This window comes from Novosphingobium sp. ST904 (assembly GCF_001298105.1).
Classification (GTDB): domain Bacteria; phylum Pseudomonadota; class Alphaproteobacteria; order Sphingomonadales; family Sphingomonadaceae; genus Novosphingobium.
This window is the reverse complement of sequence record NZ_LGJH01000166.1, coordinates 72,541-89,779: the sequence shown is the minus strand read 5'-3', so window position 1 is coordinate 89,779 and position 17,239 is coordinate 72,541. Positions and strand designations below refer to the sequence as shown.

General features: G+C 63.0%; 17 protein-coding genes and 1 pseudogene. 10 read left to right on the top strand and 8 right to left on the bottom strand.

Features of this window, described 5'->3' with window-relative positions:
• Positions 1-6: 6 nt before the first annotated feature.
• The 5 genes and pseudogenes from dnaQ to ADT71_RS28355 form a co-directional block, all read right to left on the bottom strand.
• A complete protein-coding gene (gene dnaQ / locus ADT71_RS28375) occupies positions 7-690 on the bottom strand; it encodes a DNA polymerase III subunit epsilon (protein WP_054442064.1) in 684 nt (227 codons plus the stop codon).
• A gap of 50 nt (positions 691-740) precedes the next feature.
• Positions 741-1,334: a dephospho-CoA kinase gene (coaE, locus tag ADT71_RS28370; RefSeq protein ID WP_054442063.1), complete on the bottom strand. Its 594-nt coding sequence runs from the start codon at positions 1,332-1,334 to the stop codon at positions 741-743.
• Complete coding sequence (locus ADT71_RS28365) at positions 1,331-2,188, bottom strand: shikimate dehydrogenase (RefSeq protein WP_054442062.1); 858 nt, start codon at positions 2,186-2,188, stop codon at positions 1,331-1,333. The genes coaE and ADT71_RS28365 overlap by 4 nt, the downstream gene beginning before the upstream one ends.
• Positions 2,185-2,768: pseudogene (locus tag ADT71_RS28360) on the bottom strand (Maf family protein). The gene ADT71_RS28365 and the pseudogene ADT71_RS28360 overlap by 4 nt, the downstream one beginning before the upstream one ends.
• 33 nt (positions 2,769-2,801) lie before the next feature.
• Entirely contained in the window at positions 2,802-3,647 is an 846-nt protein-coding gene (locus ADT71_RS28355) for a pyruvate, water dikinase regulatory protein (RefSeq protein WP_054442061.1), read from the bottom strand.
• Between the two features lie 357 nt (positions 3,648-4,004).
• Between ADT71_RS28355 and hemE the strand changes: the two genes are divergently transcribed.
• The 4 genes from hemE to ADT71_RS28335 all read left to right on the top strand — a co-directional run bounded on the left by hemE (position 4,005) and on the right by ADT71_RS28335 (position 7,807).
• Complete coding sequence (gene hemE / locus ADT71_RS28350; protein WP_054442060.1) at positions 4,005-5,030, top strand: uroporphyrinogen decarboxylase; 1,026 nt, start codon at positions 4,005-4,007, stop codon at positions 5,028-5,030.
• A gap of 128 nt (positions 5,031-5,158) precedes the next feature.
• On the top strand, positions 5,159-5,584 hold the full coding sequence (locus ADT71_RS28345) for a CopD family protein (protein ID WP_369818361.1): 426 nt from the start codon (positions 5,159-5,161) through the stop codon (positions 5,582-5,584).
• Between the two features lie 237 nt (positions 5,585-5,821).
• Positions 5,822-7,078 carry a transcription termination factor Rho gene (gene rho / locus ADT71_RS28340; protein ID WP_054442058.1) on the top strand — a complete coding sequence of 419 codons (1,257 nt, stop codon included), beginning with the start codon at positions 5,822-5,824 and terminating at the stop codon, positions 7,076-7,078.
• A gap of 51 nt (positions 7,079-7,129) precedes the next feature.
• The gene (locus ADT71_RS28335) at positions 7,130-7,807 is read left to right on the top strand and encodes a TerC family protein (protein WP_132468695.1); all 678 of its coding nucleotides are present in this window, start codon (positions 7,130-7,132) and stop codon (positions 7,805-7,807) included.
• 87 nt (positions 7,808-7,894) lie between these two features.
• Here ADT71_RS28335 and ADT71_RS28330 read toward each other — a convergent pair whose 3' ends face one another.
• The 3 genes from ADT71_RS28330 to ADT71_RS28320 are packed head-to-tail and all read right to left on the bottom strand — an operon-like array spanning position 7,895 to position 11,175.
• Positions 7,895-8,863, bottom strand: a complete 969-nt coding sequence (locus tag ADT71_RS28330) for a quinone oxidoreductase (protein WP_197283155.1) — start codon at positions 8,861-8,863, stop codon at positions 7,895-7,897.
• A gap of 25 nt (positions 8,864-8,888) precedes the next feature.
• Complete coding sequence (locus ADT71_RS28325) at positions 8,889-10,475, bottom strand: FMN-binding glutamate synthase family protein (protein WP_054442056.1); 1,587 nt, start codon at positions 10,473-10,475, stop codon at positions 8,889-8,891.
• 4 nt (positions 10,476-10,479) lie between these two features.
• Complete coding sequence (locus ADT71_RS28320; RefSeq protein WP_054442055.1) at positions 10,480-11,175, bottom strand: dienelactone hydrolase family protein; 696 nt, start codon at positions 11,173-11,175, stop codon at positions 10,480-10,482.
• 137 nt (positions 11,176-11,312) lie between these two features.
• On the opposite strand from ADT71_RS28320, the gene ADT71_RS28315 reads away from it, so the two are divergent.
• From ADT71_RS28315 to ADT71_RS28290, 6 genes are all read left to right on the top strand, one after another.
• Entirely contained in the window at positions 11,313-11,573 is a 261-nt protein-coding gene (locus tag ADT71_RS28315; RefSeq protein ID WP_054442054.1) for a DUF6489 family protein, read from the top strand.
• A gap of 55 nt (positions 11,574-11,628) precedes the next feature.
• Complete coding sequence (mnmE, locus tag ADT71_RS28310) at positions 11,629-12,906, top strand: tRNA uridine-5-carboxymethylaminomethyl(34) synthesis GTPase MnmE (RefSeq protein ID WP_054442053.1); 1,278 nt, start codon at positions 11,629-11,631, stop codon at positions 12,904-12,906.
• A 68-nt stretch (positions 12,907-12,974) separates the two neighbouring features.
• Positions 12,975-14,822, top strand: coding sequence for a tRNA uridine-5-carboxymethylaminomethyl(34) synthesis enzyme MnmG (gene mnmG, locus ADT71_RS28305; protein ID WP_054442052.1), 1,848 nt, complete (start codon positions 12,975-12,977; stop codon positions 14,820-14,822).
• Positions 14,819-15,457, top strand: coding sequence for a 16S rRNA (guanine(527)-N(7))-methyltransferase RsmG (rsmG, locus tag ADT71_RS28300; RefSeq protein ID WP_054442051.1), 639 nt, complete (start codon positions 14,819-14,821; stop codon positions 15,455-15,457). Before mnmG ends, rsmG begins: the two co-directional genes overlap by 4 nt.
• On the top strand, positions 15,454-16,230 hold the full coding sequence (locus ADT71_RS28295) for a ParA family protein (protein WP_054442050.1): 777 nt from the start codon (positions 15,454-15,456) through the stop codon (positions 16,228-16,230). Before rsmG ends, ADT71_RS28295 begins: the two co-directional genes overlap by 4 nt.
• A complete protein-coding gene (locus tag ADT71_RS28290; RefSeq protein ID WP_054442049.1) occupies positions 16,227-17,210 on the top strand; it encodes a ParB/RepB/Spo0J family partition protein in 984 nt (327 codons plus the stop codon). Before ADT71_RS28295 ends, ADT71_RS28290 begins: the two co-directional genes overlap by 4 nt.
• Positions 17,211-17,239: the final 29 nt, after the last annotated feature.

Here is a 17,239-nt window from a genome sequence, read left to right as displayed (position 1 = left end):
GTGAATTCAGGCGCCCCAGAGCGGGGCATCGACCGACTTCAGGAATTCGGCGTGGATGCTGAGTTCCTCCTCGGTCGCCGCGTGGGGCCGCGGTTGACGGAAGGGTCGGTCCTTGCGAACAAGAATCCTTGCTTCCGACACGATATCGGCGGTTTCCGCGACGAGTTCGAGACCGATCTGGCGACCGCCACGAAGCTCGACATAGACCTGCGCGAGCAGCTCGGCGTCTAGCAAGGCGCCGTGCTTGGTACGATGACTTCGATCAATTCCGTAGCGCGTGCAAAGCGCATCGAGCGACAGCTTAGCGCCCGGATGGCGGACTTTGGCCAGGGCCACGGTATCCACCATGCGCGCGCGGCTCACCTCGGGATGCCCGCAGAGCGCCAGTTCGGCGTTGATGAAGTTGAAGTCGAACGCGGCATTGTGCGCGATCATCGGGCTGTCCTCGATGAAAGCGAGGAATTCCTCTGCGCACTGAGCGAAAAGCGGCTTGTCGGACAGGAAAGCGTCCGACAGGCCATGAACGGCTTCGGCCTCTGCAGGCATGCCGCGTTCTGGATTGAAATAGGCGTGATAGCTTTGACCGGTAGGCACCCGGTTGACCATCTCGATGCAGCCGATCTCCACCATCCGGTCCCCGCTCTTGGGGTCGAAACCTGTGGTTTCGGTATCGAAGATGATCTCTCTCATCCCTCTCCATATCTGCCTGCCGGACCCACTTCGCAAGGCCCTGAAGGCGATTATTCTGACTCGGTCAACGCATGTACGATGCGCTCCACCTGATCGCGGGTTTCCGCCAGCGACGTGCCGGTATCGATGATAAAGTCGGCGCGCGCCCGCTTCTCGGCATCGGGAACCTGAAGGCCGAGAATCTGCTCGAACCTGTCTTCCGTCATGCCCGGCCGTGCCAGCACGCGCTCGCGTTGAGTCTCCGCCGGGGCCGACACGACCGCCACCGCGCCAAGGCCCCGATGGCCGCCTTTTTCATAGAGCAGCGGAATGTCGAAGACGATCAGCGGACTCGCGCCGTAATCGCTCAGGAACTGCTCGCGCATCGCCGCAACGGCAGGGTGGACGATGCCTTCCAGCCGGGAAAGAGCATCCTTGTTTCCGAAAACGGCAGCGCCCAGCTTCTGCCGCTCCACCCCGCCGGGGCCGGTCGTTCCCGGAAACGCCGCCTCGATCGCGGGCAGGAGCGCGCCGTCCGGTCCCTGAAGCTCGTGAACGGCGGCATCGGCATCGAAGACCGGCACTCCCAGTTCACGAAACATGGTCGCCACCGTGGACTTTCCCATGCCGATCGACCCGGTGAGCCCTAGGACCATCCGAGTCATGTCAGCAGGCGCTCGCGCAATTCGGAATCATGCTCGCGCGGCGGTGTCTCACCGAAGAAATGGGTGAAGGCGATATCGGCCTGGCCGATCAACATCGCCAGACCGTCCACCGTGTCGAAGCCAGCTTCGCGCGCGGCTTTCAGGAACGGCGTATCGAGGGGGCTGGTGACGATATCGTAGGCAACGCTGCGCGGCGGAGCATGCGACAGGTCGAAGGCGAGCGGCGGCTGTCCGGTCATGCCCAGCGGGCTGGCGTTGACGATCACGTCGAAACACCGTTCGCGATCATCGAAGGCAAAATCGGTGGCTTCGGCGAAGTGGGAGAGATCGATGGCGTGATGATCGCTCTGCGTGGTGAGTTCGTCGAGCATCGTCTGCGCCTTGGCCGGATCGCGGCCGGCGAGCACGATCACGAATCCCTTTTCCGCCAGCGCCGCGACGATCGCGCGCGAGGCACCGCCCGTGCCGAGAATCCGCGCCATGCGGAACAGGTGCGTTTCTTCGAGACGCTCCCGCAGGGGCTCGAGGAAGCCCGGAGCATCGGTGTTGTAACCGGTCAGAGTCCCGTCCTGCTCCCGCACGACGGTGTTCACCGCGCCGATCTTCGCGGCAAGGGGATCGAGCCGGTCCAGCAGCGGCAGAATCTCCAGCTTGTGCGGCATGGTGACGTTGCAGCCGCGCCAGTCGGCATCGAGACGACGCTCGGCCAGATAGGCGGCGAGCCCGTCGGCGGGCACGCGATGACGATCGTAGCGTCCTTCGATTCCCAGCTTTTCGAGCCAGAATCCGTGAATCATCGGCGACTTCGACTGGACAATGGGGTCGCCGATCACTTCGGCATAAGGCAGGCTCATTTCGCGATTTCTCCGAGGCGGCGCAGCGCCGCCTGCACCTTGAGCAGCGGCATGCCGAGAATGGTGAAATAGTCCCCCTCGACCGCTTCGAAAAGCTGCACGCCGCGCGCCTCGATGCGGAATACGCCGACACAGCCGGCAACTTCGGGCCATTCCGCATCGAGATATTCGGCGATGAAGGGCGCCGACATCTCGACCACATGCAGCGAAGCAACCGCATCCTCCGCCCAGATCACTTCGCCGTCGCGCGCGAGTGCGGCCGCACTGTGGAGATTCATGATCTTGCCCGAAAAGTAGCGCAGGTGCTCCGCCGCATATTCGCGACTTTCCGGCTTGTCGAACCGGCGGCCGCCACATTCGACGAGGGAATCACTGCCGAGCACAAGCTGGCCGGGCGCGCCGCCGAAACCGCGAGCGCCTTGGCCTTGGCAAGGGCGAGCGCAATCTCGGCCGGCGCCGCGCCGGACAGCTCCGCTTCCAGTGCCCGCTCGTCGACGTGGGCGGGTTGCGCGCGGAAAGGAATGGCGGCGGCTTCAAGCATGGCGCGCCGCGAGGCGCTCTGGGACGCGAGGACGATCATCGACGGTTTTCCTGAGATTCAGATTCGGCGGATTCAGATGGGCTTGGGGCCAAGCGGGCCTTGCAGGCCCGAAGCCCTGCGCTCGTTATAGAGATTGATGATCGCCGCCGCCGTTTCCTCGATGGAACGGCGGGTCACGTCGATCACCGGCCAGGAATTGTCGGCGAACATGCGCCGCGCATATTTCAGCTCATCCTCGACCCTATCGGTCTTCACGTAGTCGGTATCGGGAGACTGGCTGAGCGAGAGCAGGCGGTTGCGACGGATTTGAATCAGCCGGTCGGGCGCGGTGGTAAGCCCGACGACCATCGGCCGCTTGAGCCCGAACAGGGCCGCAGGCGGCGGACTTTCGACCACGATCGGGATATTGGCGACCTTGTATCCGCGATTGGCAAGATAGATCGAAGTGGGCGTCTTGCTGGTGCGCGATACGCCCGCCAGCAGGATATCCGCTTCTTCCCATTCCTCCCAGGCGATCCCGTCGTCATGGGCGATGGTGAACTGAATCGCATCGACACGCGCGAAATAGGCATCGTCCAGCCGATGCTGGCGGCCGGGCCGCCCCTTGGCTTCCTGGCCGAGCAGGGCTTCCAGCGCATCCGTCACGCCATCCAGCACGGCAATCGCCGGCAGGCCGAGAATCTGACAGCGTTCTTCCAGCCTTCCCCGCGTTTCCTCGTTCACCAGGGTGAAGAAGACGAGTCCAGGATTGGCGGCGATCTCGCCCATGATCCTGTCTAGGTGCTGCTGTGAACGGACCATCGGCCAGAAATGTCGCAGGACGTCTGAATCGTCGAACTGGGCGAGGGCCGCCTTCGCGATCATCTCGAGCGTTTCGCCGGTGGAATCCGAGAGCAAATGAAGGTGAAATCGCGCCATGCGAGGCTTTTCCAGGGTCTTTCGCGGAAGGCGGCCGGCAGGGCGCCGGGGCCTGTGGATACGTCCGGGCATAAACCACGGGACTGGTCTGGTGACAACTCGGATCCCGGGTTTCCTCCCCATTGAACCGATTCAACGGGCAGACTTGCGAACATGATTCAAATCCAAATCACACCCTGTGGGTAACAGGGATAAAGAGTCTTTGACTCAGACTCCATCGAGAGTCGCTCCGCAGATTTGAACCTGTTCACCGTGGAATAATTCGGGCAAGATTCAATCGTCCCCGATATCCACAGGACCAACAGACTCCATCATCCTTCTAAGAATCTTTATTTTTTTGATCGGACCTGAATCTCGATGCCTGGCCTCCTTCTCGAAAACCTGCGCGGAACGAACACGAGCAAGCGCCCGATCTGGCTGATGCGCCAGGCCGGAAGATACCTTCCCGAATACCGCGCCCTTCGCGCCGAAAAGGGCGGATTCCTCGCGCTCGTCTATGATACCGACGCTGCGGCCGAAATTACGCTCCAGCCCATCCGCCGCTTCGGATTCGACGGCGCGATCCTCTTCTCGGACATCCTCATCGTCCCTTACGCGATGGGGCAGGATCTGCAGTTCCTTGCCGGTGAAGGCCCAAAGCTCACTCCACGCCTGGTCGATCACGCGCTGGTGAATCTCACCGCGGTTCCCGAGCGCCTGACTCCCATCTACGAAACCGTACGCAAGGTCCGCGCCGGACTCGAATCCGACAAGACCATGCTCGGCTTCGCCGGAAGTCCGTGGACTGTCGCAACCTACATGTGCGCAGGCGAAGGCAGCCGCGATCAGCATGAGACGCGGGCAATGGCCTATCGCGACCCTGAGGCGTTCGAGGCTATCATCCAGGCTATCGTGGGGGTGACTGTCGAATATCTCAGCGGCCAGATCGAAGCCGGAGCGGAAGCCGTCCAGCTCTTCGATTCATGGGCCGGATCGCTCTCTCCCGCCCAATTCGAACGTTGGGTCATTGCCCCCAATGCGAAGATCGTATCCGAGATGAAAGCGCGCCATCCCGAGACTCCGGTCATCGGATTCCCAAAGGGGGCCGGCGAAAAATTACCGGCATACGCCCGTGAAACCGGAGTCGACGCGGTCGGAATCGATGAAACGATAGACCCGGTCTGGGCGGCGAGACAGCTTCCCGCCGGGCTTCCAGTGCAAGGGAATCTCGATCCGCTTCTCCTGCTTTCGGGTGGGAACGATCTCGAGATTCAGACTCGCCGCGTGCTCGATGCTTTCGCCGACCGGCCGCATGTCTTCAATCTCGGACACGGCATCGGCCAGTTCACGCCGATCGAAAATGTCGAGCGGCTGCTCGGCATCGTGCGCGCCTGGTCGCGGTAGAATCCTCGCCAAAACGACCAACCGCCTGACTCGCCCCGGAATCGGCTTGCCCGAATCCGGGCGAGCGTGCAGGAGGTCGCCTTCCGGATTCATCGAGACTCGTGCTGCCCATGCAGGAAGTGCTTTCCATGCTTTATCTCTGGCTCAAGGCCGGACACGTCATTTTCGTGATCTTCTGGATGGCCGGCCTGTTCATGCTGCCGCGCTATTTCGTCTACCATCAGGAATCAGAGCCCGGCTCGGCCGAAGAAGCGCGCTGGATCGATCGCGAATCCAAGCTTCGCAAGATCATCCTCACCCCGTCGCTGGTCCTGGTATGGGTGCTCGGCATCGCCACCGCCTCGGCGATGGGGGCATGGAGCGAAGGCTGGCTTCATGCCAAGCTGCTCTTCGTACTGGGCCTGTCGGGCTACCATGGGTGGCTGGTCGGTTACGGCAAGAAGCTGGCAAAGGGCGAACGGCCGCTGACTGGCCGGAAACTGCGCCTGCTCAATGAAATTCCCGGACTTGCAGCAGTAGTGATCGTCATTCTGGTGGTCGTGAAGCCGTTCTGACGATCGGGCGATTCGTCGTCCGAAAGCATCACTTGCCGCTCGGGCACTGCGGGAATCTCGATTCAGCCCGGCCACACGCCGTCCCGCAGATGACTCGTTGACCCAAAGCTGCCCAGAGCTTATCTGAGCCTTGTTCCGGCACAGGGCGGCGAGCCCTTTCGCTTGCCCGGATCCGCTTTCCCCAAGCCCAACGATCCCGCCGGCCGACACCCATTTTCCATCCGGAATCCAGACAAGATGCACCTTAAAGAACTCAAGAAGAAAACGTCGGCCGATCTGGTCGAAATGGCCGAGGAACTCGGCGTGGAAGGCGCGTCGACGCTGCGCCGACAGGACCTCATGTTCGCCATCCTCAAGGAAGTGGCTGAAGACGGTGAGGAAATCATCGGGCAGGGCACCATAGAGGTTCTCACCGATGGCTTCGGCTTCCTGCGCAGCCCCGAGGCGAACTATCTTGCCGGTCCCGACGATATCTACGTCTCGCCCAACCAGGTCCGTAAATGGGGCCTGCGCACCGGCGATACCGTCGAAGGCGAGATCCGTGCTCCCCGCGACGGCGAGCGTTACTTCGCCATCACCAAACTCATCAGCGTCAACTTCGACGATCCCGACGTGGTGCGCCACCGCGTCAACTTCGACAACCTGACGCCGCTCTATCCCGATCAGCGCCTGAAGCTCGACAGCCTCGACCCCACGGTCAAGGACAAGTCGGCCCGCGTGATCGATCTCATTTCGCCGCAGGGCAAGGGCCAGCGCGCCCTGATTGTGGCGCCGCCGCGCACCGGCAAGACCGTGCTGCTGCAGAACATGGCCAAGGCCATCACCGACAACCATCCGGAAGTCTTCCTTCTCGTGCTGCTCGTCGACGAGCGCCCTGAAGAAGTCACCGACATGCAGCGCTCGGTGAAGGGCGAGGTCATCTCCTCCACCTTCGACGAACCCGCCCAGCGCCACGTCCAGGTCGCCGAAATGGTGATCGAGAAGGCCAAGCGCCTCGTCGAGCACAAGCGCGACGTCGTGATCCTGCTGGACTCGATCACCCGTCTCGGCCGCGCCTACAACACCGTGGTGCCCAGCTCGGGCAAGGTGCTGACCGGTGGTGTCGACGCCAACGCCCTGCAGCGCCCCAAGCGCTTCTTCGGCGCCGCGCGCAACATCGAGGAGGGCGGTTCGCTCTCGATCATCGCTACGGCCCTGATCGACACCGGCAGCCGCATGGACGAAGTCATCTTCGAAGAGTTCAAGGGCACCGGTAACTCGGAAATCGTCCTTGATCGCAAGGTGGCGGACAAGCGCATCTTCCCGGCGCTCGATGTCGGCAAGTCGGGCACCCGCAAGGAAGAGCTGCTGGTTCCCAAGGACCAGCTCACCAAGATGTGGGTCCTTCGCCGTATTCTCATGCAGATGGGCACCGTCGATGCGATGGAGTTCCTGCTCGACAAGATGAAGGACTCGAAGACCAACGAGGACTTCTTCTCGACGATGAACCAGTAAGCGGGGAGTCCCGGCTTGAGCATCCTGCAGACACTTGTCGCTACCTCCTCGATGGGAGGTCCGGCGGAGATCTGGCAGCATATCGTCAACGATTTCTCGAACCTTGGGACGCCGGCAGCCATGTCGGCGTTCCTTCAGGTGCTTATGATCGACGTGGTATTGGCGGGCGACAATGCCATCGTCGTCGGCGCACTGGCAGCGGGGCTTCCTGCCGACCAGCGCAAGAAGGTCATCGCCATCGGCGTGATCGCAGCGTTGGTGCTGCGCATCGGTTTCGCGCTTGTCGTGACCTGGCTGCTCGGCCTTGTCGGGCTCATCTTCGCTGGCGGATTGCTGCTGCTCTGGGTCGCGTGGAAGATGTACCGCGAGCTTCACGGCGGTGAACATTCCCCCGGCTCACCGGAAATCGAGGGTGACGAGAGTTCCGGCCTCAAGCCTGCCAAGAGCTTTGCCGGAGCGGCAATCTCGGTTGCGGTGGCGGACATCTCGATGTCGATCGACAATGTGCTCGGCGTAGCCGGCGCGGCGCGCGATCATCCCGGCATCCTGATCGTGGGCCTGGTCTTCGCAGTGGCCCTCATGGGCGTCGCCGCGAACTTCATTGCGCGCTACATCGAACGCTATCGCTGGATAGCCTGGATCGGCCTTGCGGTGATCCTCTATGTGGCGGCAAAGATGATCTATGAGGGGTGGGTAGACCCGCAGCTTGGGATCATCACGCTGATCTGACGAATGAAAAGGGCCCGGAAATCCGGGCCCTTTTCTCTTTGATCGATGTTCCGGAGACGATTGCGTCTCACAGGCTCTCCAATTCGTTCAAGGCACCAGTACTGTGGACCCTGTGGTAGCCCGGCTCTCCAGCGCGCGGTGGGCCTCGGCTGCATCCTCCAAGCGGTAGGTCTGGCCGATATGGGGCCTGAGAATCCCGGCGGCGATCCGGTCGAACAGTTTCCCTGCGCTGACGGCGAGCTGCTCCGGCGTGGCAATGTAGTCGGCAAGGGTAGGGCGGGTGAGGTAGATCGATCCCGCTTTCATCAGGTCCAGCGGCGCAATCGCGGGAACCGGTCCCGAGGCATTTCCGTAAGTCACCATGAATCCGCGCTTGCGGAGCGAAGCGAGCGATGCGGACCAGGATGCCGCGCCGACGCCGTCATAGACCACATGGCACATCTCGCCCCTGGTGATCTCGCGGATGGCTTCGGGCAATTCGCTGAAATCGCAATGGAGGGAGTGCTCGCCTGGAACCTGCGCCGCCTTTTCGGCGCTGCCCGAGTGGGCGATCACGGTTGCGCCTTTATCCAGCAGCCATGGCACCAGTAGCGAACCGACTCCCCCGGCCGCCGAATGCACCAGTGCGACATCGCCCTTTCCGGCGGCATATGTCTCTTCCGCGAGATAGCAGGCGGTGAGTCCCTTGAGCATGACGGCTGCCGCAATCTCCGGAGCGATCGTGTCGGGGATGGGCATGGCCTTCGCCGCCTTCACAATGCGGTGCGTGGCATAGGCCCCGCCGGCATAAGTCGTGCCGACACGCTCACCCGGCGAAAAGCCGGCCACGTCGGCGCCAAGCGCGATGATCCTTCCGACGCTTTCCGATCCGAGCTTGATCGGCAACGGGTCGGCATAGAGTCCCTTGCGGTAGTAAGTGTCGATGAAGTTGAGTCCGACCGCTTCGGTCTCGATCAGCAATTCGCCGGGACCGGGGCAGGGGACGTCGAAATCCTCCCGCTCGATCACTTCGGGGCCGCCATGGCTTCGGGCGATCATCCTGTATCCGGTGGTCATGTCGGCAAGTCCTTGGAATTTGCGTTCAGAACACGCGTCTGAACGTGTCCGCCCGGGCGACGTTCCAGGCGCGAGCGTAGGGGGTGGATTCGGGGTCGGCGAGCAGTTCGCCGGGTTTCAGGAAACGGTACACTTCGTCCAGTGGTCCGGCCTTGGCGCTGTCTATCCGCTGGTACATGTCGTGCTGGTTGAGGCCCCAGGGACTGTCATAGCCCATGGCGACGACAATCTCGCGGAGGGATTTCAATGTTTCCTTCTGGAACCGGGCAACGCGTTCCGCCTTATCCTCGACCACGAGTCCGCGCTGGCGCCAGGCGACCTGGGTGGCAACGCCGGTTGGACATTCGCCGGTGTGGCATTTCATCGATTGCACGCAGCCGAGCGAGAACATGAAGGCGCGGGCGGCATTGCACCAGTCCGCCCCCAGCGCGAAGGCACGGGCCATGCCGGCACCGGAATGGACCTTGCCCGAAGCGCCGAGGCGGATCCTGTCCTTCAGGTTGGCACCCACAAGGGCATTGCGCATCAGCGTCAGCCCTTCCCGCAGCGGCATGCCGACATTGTCGGTAAGTTCCTGCGGCGCGGCGCCGGTCCCGCCCTCGGCACCGTCCACAACTATGAAGTCCGGTGTGATTCCGGTTTCCAGCATGGCCTTGACCAGCGCCATGACTTCATGCGGTTGGCCGACACAGAGCTTCATGCCTGCAGGTTTGCCACCCGAAAGTTTGCGCAGCTGTTCGAGCCACTGGAGCAGTTCGATGGGCGTTGAAAATGCGGAATGGGCCGCGGGCGACAGGCAATCCTCGCCGACTTCGACCTTGCGGGCCTCGGCGATCTCGGGCGTGACCTTGGGGCCGGGCAGTACGCCGCCGTGGCCGGGCTTGGCGCCCTGGCTCAGCTTGATCTCGACCATCTTGACCTGATCGCTCTGCGCCTGCTCTGCGAAGAGATCCGGATCGAAGCTGCCATCCTTGTGACGGCATCCGAAGTAGCCGCTGCCCAGTTCCCAGATCAGATCGCCGCCATAAGTGCGGTGGTAGCGGCTGATCGATCCTTCGCCGGTGTCATGCGCGAAGCCGCCCAGCGCGGCACCCTTGTTGAGCGCTTCGATGGCATTGGCCGAAAGCGAGCCGAAGCTCATGGCCGAAATATTGAGCAGCGCGCTCTCGTAAGGCTTCGCGCACTGGTCGCCCCCGATCTTCACGCGCCATGATTCAGGCGCTTTTTCGTTCGGTGCGATCGAATGGCCGAGCCATTCGTATTCGTCGGAATAGACATCGAGCTCAGTGCCCATCGGGTGCGAGGATATGTCACCCTTGGCACGCGCATAGACAAGGCTGCGCTCCTCGATGGTGAAGGGGCGGCCTTCGCGGTCTCCCTCGACGACATAGGCGCGCAGATAGGGCCGCAAGTCCTCGAACAGCCAGCGCACGCGCGCAATCAGCGGATAGTTTCGCCGGAGTGCGTGGCGGTCCTGAACGAAGTCCCAGAGGGTCAGCATCAGGACCGGCACCATCAGCACCAGCGCCCAGCGCCATGACGGAACGAGCCAGCTCAGGGCCGTGAGAGTCACGACTGCAAGCGGCACGGCATAGCGCGGGGCCACCGTCATCGGCTTAACCGATATGCTCCGCGAAGAAGGCCTCGGTTCGTCCATCGGCGAGCGCTGCGCCGGCTTCGTCGCGGCGGGCGCCGATTTCGGCGGCGAAGCCGTGGTCCAGGCCTTCGTAGTCCCACAGGGTGACGCGCGGATGATCGTCCAGCCCTTCGTGGATCGCCTTCTGCGCGGCGGCGTCCACGAAGTGATCGGCGGTGGGGATGTGCAGCATGAGCGGACGGGCGATCGCATGCTTCTCGTTCAGCATCTGGTCGATCATCACGCCATAGTAGCCGACCGAGGCATCGATGTCGGTACGGGCGGCAACCATGTAGGCAATGCGGCCACCCATGCAGAAACCGACAAGCCCGATCTTCGGCACGCCTTCCTCGCGGCGGATCCAGTGGATCACCGCCTCAAGGTCGCGGATTCCGAGATCGAAGTCATGGGCCATCATGTGGCCGATGGCCTGGTTGAATTCCTCCTCGACATAGGGGCTCAGTTCGATGCCGGGCTTCTGGCGCCAGAAGGTGTCCGGCGCGACGGTGAGGTAGCCCTTGGCGGCCCAGCTATCCGCCTTCTGGCGGATGCCGGCATCGACGCCGAAGATTTCCTGCTGGACGATGATCGCACCGCGCGGCGTGCCTTCGGGGCGAGCGATATAGGCGGGGATCATGCCGTCGCCGTCGAGCGTCGGGATGTCTGTATTGGTCATGGGAGACTCTCCTGGGAAATGCACTCTCGAAGCCTTTTGGCCCCGATATGCGTTTAGGTCGAGGGTAGGCACGAGCGATGGACTTTGCCATCGCCATGTGTCACGCAAGGTACAGAAATTCCAAAAGGGAGGCCGGGATGAAGGTCAATGTCGAGGTCGAATGCTCGCCTGAAGAGGCCCGGCGGTTCCTCGGTCTACCCGACGTCACCAAGGCCAACGAGGTCTATGTGGACGCGCTGGCCAAGGCCATGCAGGGCGTGGGCAATTTCGACCAGCTCCAGGAACTGACCAAGCAGGTTGCGCCTATGGGACAGTTCGGGCTCAAGCTGTTCCAGCAATTCCTTGAAAGCGGTGCTGCCATGGCGATGAGCGGCAGCAAGCCGAAGAAGGATAGCTAGAGCCTGGGCGTCGTCCGGGGGTTCACCTCGGGACGGCTCTGCGGTAGCGGGCTTTATGCCCGACACGATTTTCGCGCTTTCCAGCGGTTCTCCTCCTGCCGCCATCGGCGTAGTCCGCATCAGCGGACCTGACGCGGGGGCGGCGCTTGTCGCTTTGGCTGGCTCGCTGCCCGATCCGCGCCGCGCCAGCTATCGGCGGCTGCGCGGTGCCGATGGCACCATACTCGACCAGGCCCTGATACTGTGGTTTCCCGGATCGGCCACGGCTACCGGCGAAGACCTTGCCGAACTTCATCTGCATGGCGGCAGGGCCGTGGTGGCAGCGGTCGAAGCCGCGCTATCCGACGTGCCCGGCTTGCGGCGAGCGGTTCCGGGCGAGTTTACGCGCCGTGCCTTTGCCAATGGGCGCATCGATCTGGCCGAGGCGGAGGGTCTGGCCGATCTGCTTTCGGCGGAAACCGAGCTTCAGCGTCGCAGCGCGCTTGCGATGGCGGGAGGGGCATTTTCGCTTGAGGTAGAAGCCTGGCGTGAGCGTGTGTTGCGCGCGTCTGCTTCGGTGGAAGCCGTGCTCGACTTTGGTGACGAAGACGACGTTTCCGATCTTCCGCAGGACTTTCTCGCCGGTCTCGCCATGCTGCGCGGCGAACTGGCGGGCTGGCTTTCGCGGCCGCGTGCAGAAGTGCTGCGGGAAGGTTTTCGGGTCGTTCTTGCCGGGCCGCCGAATGCCGGGAAGAGCACCCTGTTCAATGCGCTGGTCGAGGATGACGCAGCGATCACCTCTCCCCACGCCGGCACGACGCGGGACGTATTGACCCGGGTTGTCTCGCTCGGCGGCGTTCCTTTCGTCTTCGGCGATACGGCGGGCCTTCGCGATGAGACCGGAGACGAGATCGAAGCGATCGGTATTTCGCGGGCGCGGGCCGAACTGGACCGGGCGGACCTCGTGCTCTGGCTTGGGCCGGAACAGGAAGGTCCGGACGGCTGCTGGGAGATCGCCGCCCGTGCTGACGTGTTTCACGTGGAACAGAAGCGGGCACCCCGTCACCGCGTTTCGGCGGTCACGGGGGAGGGGGTCGACGACCTCCGCCGCGATCTCATCGAAACGGCCTCGAAGGCGATGCCTCGTCCCGGTGAAGCCGCACTCAACCGGCGGCAGTATGCGCTTGTGGCTGAAGCCGAACGGGCAATCGGAGCAGCCGCGCAGGAGAGCGATCCACTGCTGGTGGCCGAGGCACTACGGCTGGCCCGATTGAGCTTTGACGCGTTGATCGGCCGGGCGACGACGGAGGACATGCTGGATGCCTTGTTCGGACGTTTCTGTATCGGCAAATGAGGCATGTTCCACGTGAAACATTCGAGGCGCTTTGACGGGAGTCATCGCTTCGGGTAAGCGCGTGGGCCATGCATTCTTTCGACGTAATCGTGATCGGCGGCGGTCATGCCGGCTGCGAGGCGGCTGCTGTCGCCGCGCGCATGGGTGCGCGTGTCGCACTGGTGAGCTTCGATCTCGACGCGGTTGGGGCCATGAGCTGCAATCCGGCCATTGGCGGACTGGGCAAGGGCCATCTCGTGCGGGAGGTCGATGCCTTCGACGGGTTGATTGCGCGCGCTGCCGATGCCGCCGCGATCCATTACCGGATGCTCAATCGCTCGAAGGGGAGTGCGGTTCAAGGGCCGCGCGTCCAGGCCGACCGCAAACTGTTCCGGGCGGCGATTCACCGGCTTCTGAAGGAGCAGGGTGACCTGACTCTTGTTGCCGGCGAAGCGTCCGCGCTGGTCCTTGAGCAGGGCAGGGCAGTCGGCATCGATCTTGCCGACGGCACCCGGCTTGACGCGCGGGCCGTGGTTGTTTGCACCGGCACGTTCCTCGGCGGAACCCTTTTCCGGGGAGAGGAACGGCTTACGGGCGGACGTATAGGAGAGGCCTCCGCGCAGAGGCTGGCGGCGCAGCTCAGGGATGCGGCGCTGCCGATGGCGCGTCTGAAGACGGGTACCCCGCCGCGTCTTGACGGGCGAACCATCGACTGGGCTCGTCTCGATGAGCAGCCGTCCGATGGCGAAGACTGGACGATGTCGGCGATGGGGCGGGGGCGCACCGTCCCGCAGGTTTTCTGCGCGATCACCCGGACCAACCCGCGCACGCATGACGTCATCCGCGAAAACCTTCATCGCTCGCCGCTCTTCACCGGTGCCATCGGCGCGCAGGGGCCGCGGTATTGTCCATCGATCGAGGACAAGATTCACCGGTTCGCCGATCGGGATGGCCATCAGATCTTTCTTGAGCCGGAAGGGCTCGATAACCCGCTCGTCTATCCCAATGGCGTAAGCACCTCGCTGCCTGCCGATGTGCAGCTTCAGATGCTGCGCACGATGGAAGGACTGGAACGGGTCGAGATGGTCGTGCCGGGGTATGCGGTGGAGTATGACCATATCGATCCGCGCGCCTTGCGGACGAGCCTGGAAATTCGCGACATCCCCGGAGTCTACTGTGCCGGGCAGATCAATGGCACCACCGGCTACGAAGAGGCGGCGGCGCAGGGGCTGGTTGCAGGCATGCACGCCGCTTCGGTCGTGCTCGGCCGCGATGGTCCCGCGTTGGACCGTGCGAACAGCTACATGGCGGTGATGATCGACGACCTCACCCTGCAAGGCGTGAGCGAACCCTATCGTATGCTGACAGCGCGCGCCGAGTATCGGCTTCGTCTGCGCGCCAACAATGCCACGACGCGTCTTACTCCTCTCGCGATCGAGATCGGAGCTGCCGGGGCCGAGCGTCAGGCGTGGTTCGATGCGAGGCTCGAAGCGAGAGCGCGCATCGACGAGGCTTTTGATGCGACGGTTTCCGCCAACGATCTCGCCAACGCGGGATTGCCGGTCCGCGTCGATATCGGCCGCTTGCCGATCCGTGAATGGCTGCGCTTCGGCGGTGTGGACCTTGACGGCCTGTCTCCCTGGATCGACGAGGGCTTGCTGGGTGATGAGACTCTGGTCGAGGAGATGGTCGAGGATGCGGCTTACGCGCCCTATCTCGAGCGGCAGGAGCGTGAGTTGCGCGAACTTCGCGCCAGCGAGTCTCTACCTTTGCCCGAGAATTTCCCTTACGCCGAGATCGCCGGACTTTCGCGCGAGATGGTCGAACGGCTGACCAAGGCGCGTCCCGCAACTCTGGCAGCGGCCGGACGGATACCCGGAATCACTCCGGCAGCGCTGGCAGCGTTGCTGGTCCATGCCCGCAGGGAGGCGGCGTGATAACTACCGAAGACGAAGCAAGGGACTGGCTCCGCGCCCTTCCCGAATGTGATGACGATGCATGGGTGCGTCTGGAAACGCTGGTCGCAATGCTGGTGGAGGAGAACCGCCAGCAGAACCTCGTATCGGCTGCCAGCCTCGATCAGGTCTGGCTGCGCCATATCGTGGACAGTGCCCAGTTGCTGCCACATGTTCCACGTGGAACATCGCCTTGGCTGGATCTTGGCACCGGTGCAGGCTTCCCCGGACTGGTAATCGCGGCACTTCGGCCCGAATGCGAAGTGGTCATGGTTGAATCGCGCAATCGGCGAATCGAATGGCTCGACCGGGCTCGAATCGCGATGGGGCTGGAAAAGGCACGTGTAGTCGGCCAGCGACTCGAACTTGTCGAATCCGTTCCCGTGGGCGTCATTTCCGCACGCGCATTTGCGCCATTGGAAAAGCTTCTGACATTATCCGCTCGTTTTTCCACAAGCGACACTGTTTGGCTGTTGCCGAAGGGGCGGTCGGCAAAGCAAGAATTGGACGACCTTCGCAAGTGGCGGCACATGTTCCACGTGGAACAGTCCCTGACGGACCCGCAGGCAGGCATCATTGTCGGCACCCTGGCTGACAGGAAGGGTATGACCAAGTGATCCGTATCGCCATCGCCAACCAGAAGGGCGGAGTCGGGAAGACCACGACCGCGATCAACGTCGCGACCGCGCTGGCTGCAACCGGTTGGAATACCCTGCTGATCGACCTCGATCCGCAGGGCAATGCCTCTACCGGGATTGGTGTATCGGCTTCCGAGCGCGACCGAACTTCCTATGACGTTCTGGTTGACCGGGTGCGGGTGGCGGATTGCGTGATGCCGACCAAGATTCCGGGCCTCGATCTTCTGGCAGCCACGGTCGATCTCTCTGGCGCCGAAGTCGAACTGGTGAACGCGGACGACCGTGCCAATCGCCTGCGGAACGCCTTGCGAGGCGACCTTGGCTACGATGTCTGTCTGATCGATTGCCCGCCGTCGCTGGGCCTGCTCACTCTCAACGCGCTTACCGCAGCCGATACCCTGCTGGTACCGCTCCAGTGCGAGTTCTTTGCTCTTGAAGGGCTCAGTCAGCTTCTCCAGACGGTGGAGCGGGTTCAGCAGCGTTTCAACCCGGATCTGGGTATTATCGGCATTGCGCTGACCATGTTCGATCGCCGTAACCGCCTGACAGATCAGGTTTCGGAGGATGTGCGCTCGTGCCTTGGGCAGCTTGTCTTCGAAACCACCATCCCGCGTAACGTGCGCCTTTCCGAAGCGCCCAGCCACGGTGTTCCGGCATTGATCTACGATCATGCCTGTGCCGGTAGCCGAGCCTACATGGCCCTGGCGCGCGAACTTATCACCCGACTGCCCGAAAAGAGGAAAGCGGCATGAACGACGATTCCATCGTGCGCATCAGCGTACCCCCCGCCCAGAATCCGGTGGCTGCCGCAGCCGCTCCAAAGCAGAAGCCCAAGGGGTTGGGACGCGGTCTCGGTGCGCTCCTGGGTGAAACGCGCCGTGAAGAGCCGCTTGGCTCTCCGAGCGCCGATGGCCGGCCGCCGTTGCCACGGGCAGGGGACCTTGCCGTGCTGGCCATTGCCGACATCACGCCGCACCCCGATCAGCCGCGCCGCATCTTCGACGAAGAGGCGCTGGAAGAACTGGCCGCATCGATCGCGCATCGCGGGGTTATCCAGCCCATCATCGTGCGTCCGATGGACAACGGCCGGTACCAGCTCGTCGCAGGCGAACGCCGCTGGCGTGCCGCCCAGAAGGCGCAGCTTCACGAGATTCCGGCGCTCGTCCGCGAACTGACCGAGCGCGAGGTCATGGCCCTGGCCCTGATCGAGAACCTTCAGCGAGAGGATCTCAATCCCATCGAAGAAGCGCGGGCGTACAATCGCCTTGCCGAATTCGAGGGTATGACTCAGGCCGAGATCGCCCGCATGGTCGACAAGAGCCGCAGCCACGTTGCGAACTTCCAGCGCCTGCTTGCGTTGCCGGACGGTGTCATCTCGATGGTCGAGAAGGGCAACCTGTCGATGGGCCATGCCCGCGCGCTGATCGGCTGCGACGATGCAGAGGAAATCGCCGAATCGGCCATCGCCAAGCAGATGTCCGTGCGCGAGATCGAGAAGCTGGTTCGGAAGAAGGCACGCGGAGATGTTGCGCCGCGTCGTGCACGCGCCGCGCGCAGTTCACATGACGACGCGGATATCGCAGCTGTTCAGGGGCATCTTGAGGAGTTCCTGGGGCTGCCGGTGAAGATCAATGCCGATGCCGATCCGAAGTCCGGCACGGTGACGATTCGTTACGCCACGCTGGATCAGCTCGATCTCATCTGCCAGCGCCTCACCGGCGGCGCTATCTGAGCGACGCTGCCGCTTCAGGCATGAACGTA

Coding starts and splice junctions, on each gene's coding strand:
- dnaQ (WP_054442064.1), bottom strand. CDS start 690: ATGAGAGAGATCATCTTCGATACCGAAACCACAGGTTTCGACCCCAAG.
- coaE (WP_054442063.1), bottom strand. CDS start 1,334: ATGACTCGGATGGTCCTAGGGCTCACCGGGTCGATCGGCATGGGAAAG.
- ADT71_RS28365 (WP_054442062.1), bottom strand. CDS start 2,188: ATGAGCCTGCCTTATGCCGAAGTGATCGGCGACCCCATTGTCCAGTCG.
- ADT71_RS28355 (WP_054442061.1), bottom strand. CDS start 3,647: ATGGCGCGATTTCACCTTCATTTGCTCTCGGATTCCACCGGCGAAACG.
- hemE (WP_054442060.1), top strand. CDS start 4,005: ATGCCTGGCCTCCTTCTCGAAAACCTGCGCGGAACGAACACGAGCAAG.
- ADT71_RS28345 (WP_369818361.1), top strand. CDS start 5,159: ATGCTTTATCTCTGGCTCAAGGCCGGACACGTCATTTTCGTGATCTTC.
- rho (WP_054442058.1), top strand. CDS start 5,822: ATGCACCTTAAAGAACTCAAGAAGAAAACGTCGGCCGATCTGGTCGAA.
- ADT71_RS28335 (WP_132468695.1), top strand. CDS start 7,130: ATGGGAGGTCCGGCGGAGATCTGGCAGCATATCGTCAACGATTTCTCG.
- ADT71_RS28330 (WP_197283155.1), bottom strand. CDS start 8,863: ATGACCACCGGATACAGGATGATCGCCCGAAGCCATGGCGGCCCCGAA.
- ADT71_RS28325 (WP_054442056.1), bottom strand. CDS start 10,475: ATGACGGTGGCCCCGCGCTATGCCGTGCCGCTTGCAGTCGTGACTCTC.
- ADT71_RS28320 (WP_054442055.1), bottom strand. CDS start 11,175: ATGACCAATACAGACATCCCGACGCTCGACGGCGACGGCATGATCCCC.
- ADT71_RS28315 (WP_054442054.1), top strand. CDS start 11,313: ATGAAGGTCAATGTCGAGGTCGAATGCTCGCCTGAAGAGGCCCGGCGG.
- mnmE (WP_054442053.1), top strand. CDS start 11,629: ATGCCCGACACGATTTTCGCGCTTTCCAGCGGTTCTCCTCCTGCCGCC.
- mnmG (WP_054442052.1), top strand. CDS start 12,975: ATGCATTCTTTCGACGTAATCGTGATCGGCGGCGGTCATGCCGGCTGC.
- ADT71_RS28290 (WP_054442049.1), top strand. CDS start 16,227: ATGAACGACGATTCCATCGTGCGCATCAGCGTACCCCCCGCCCAGAAT.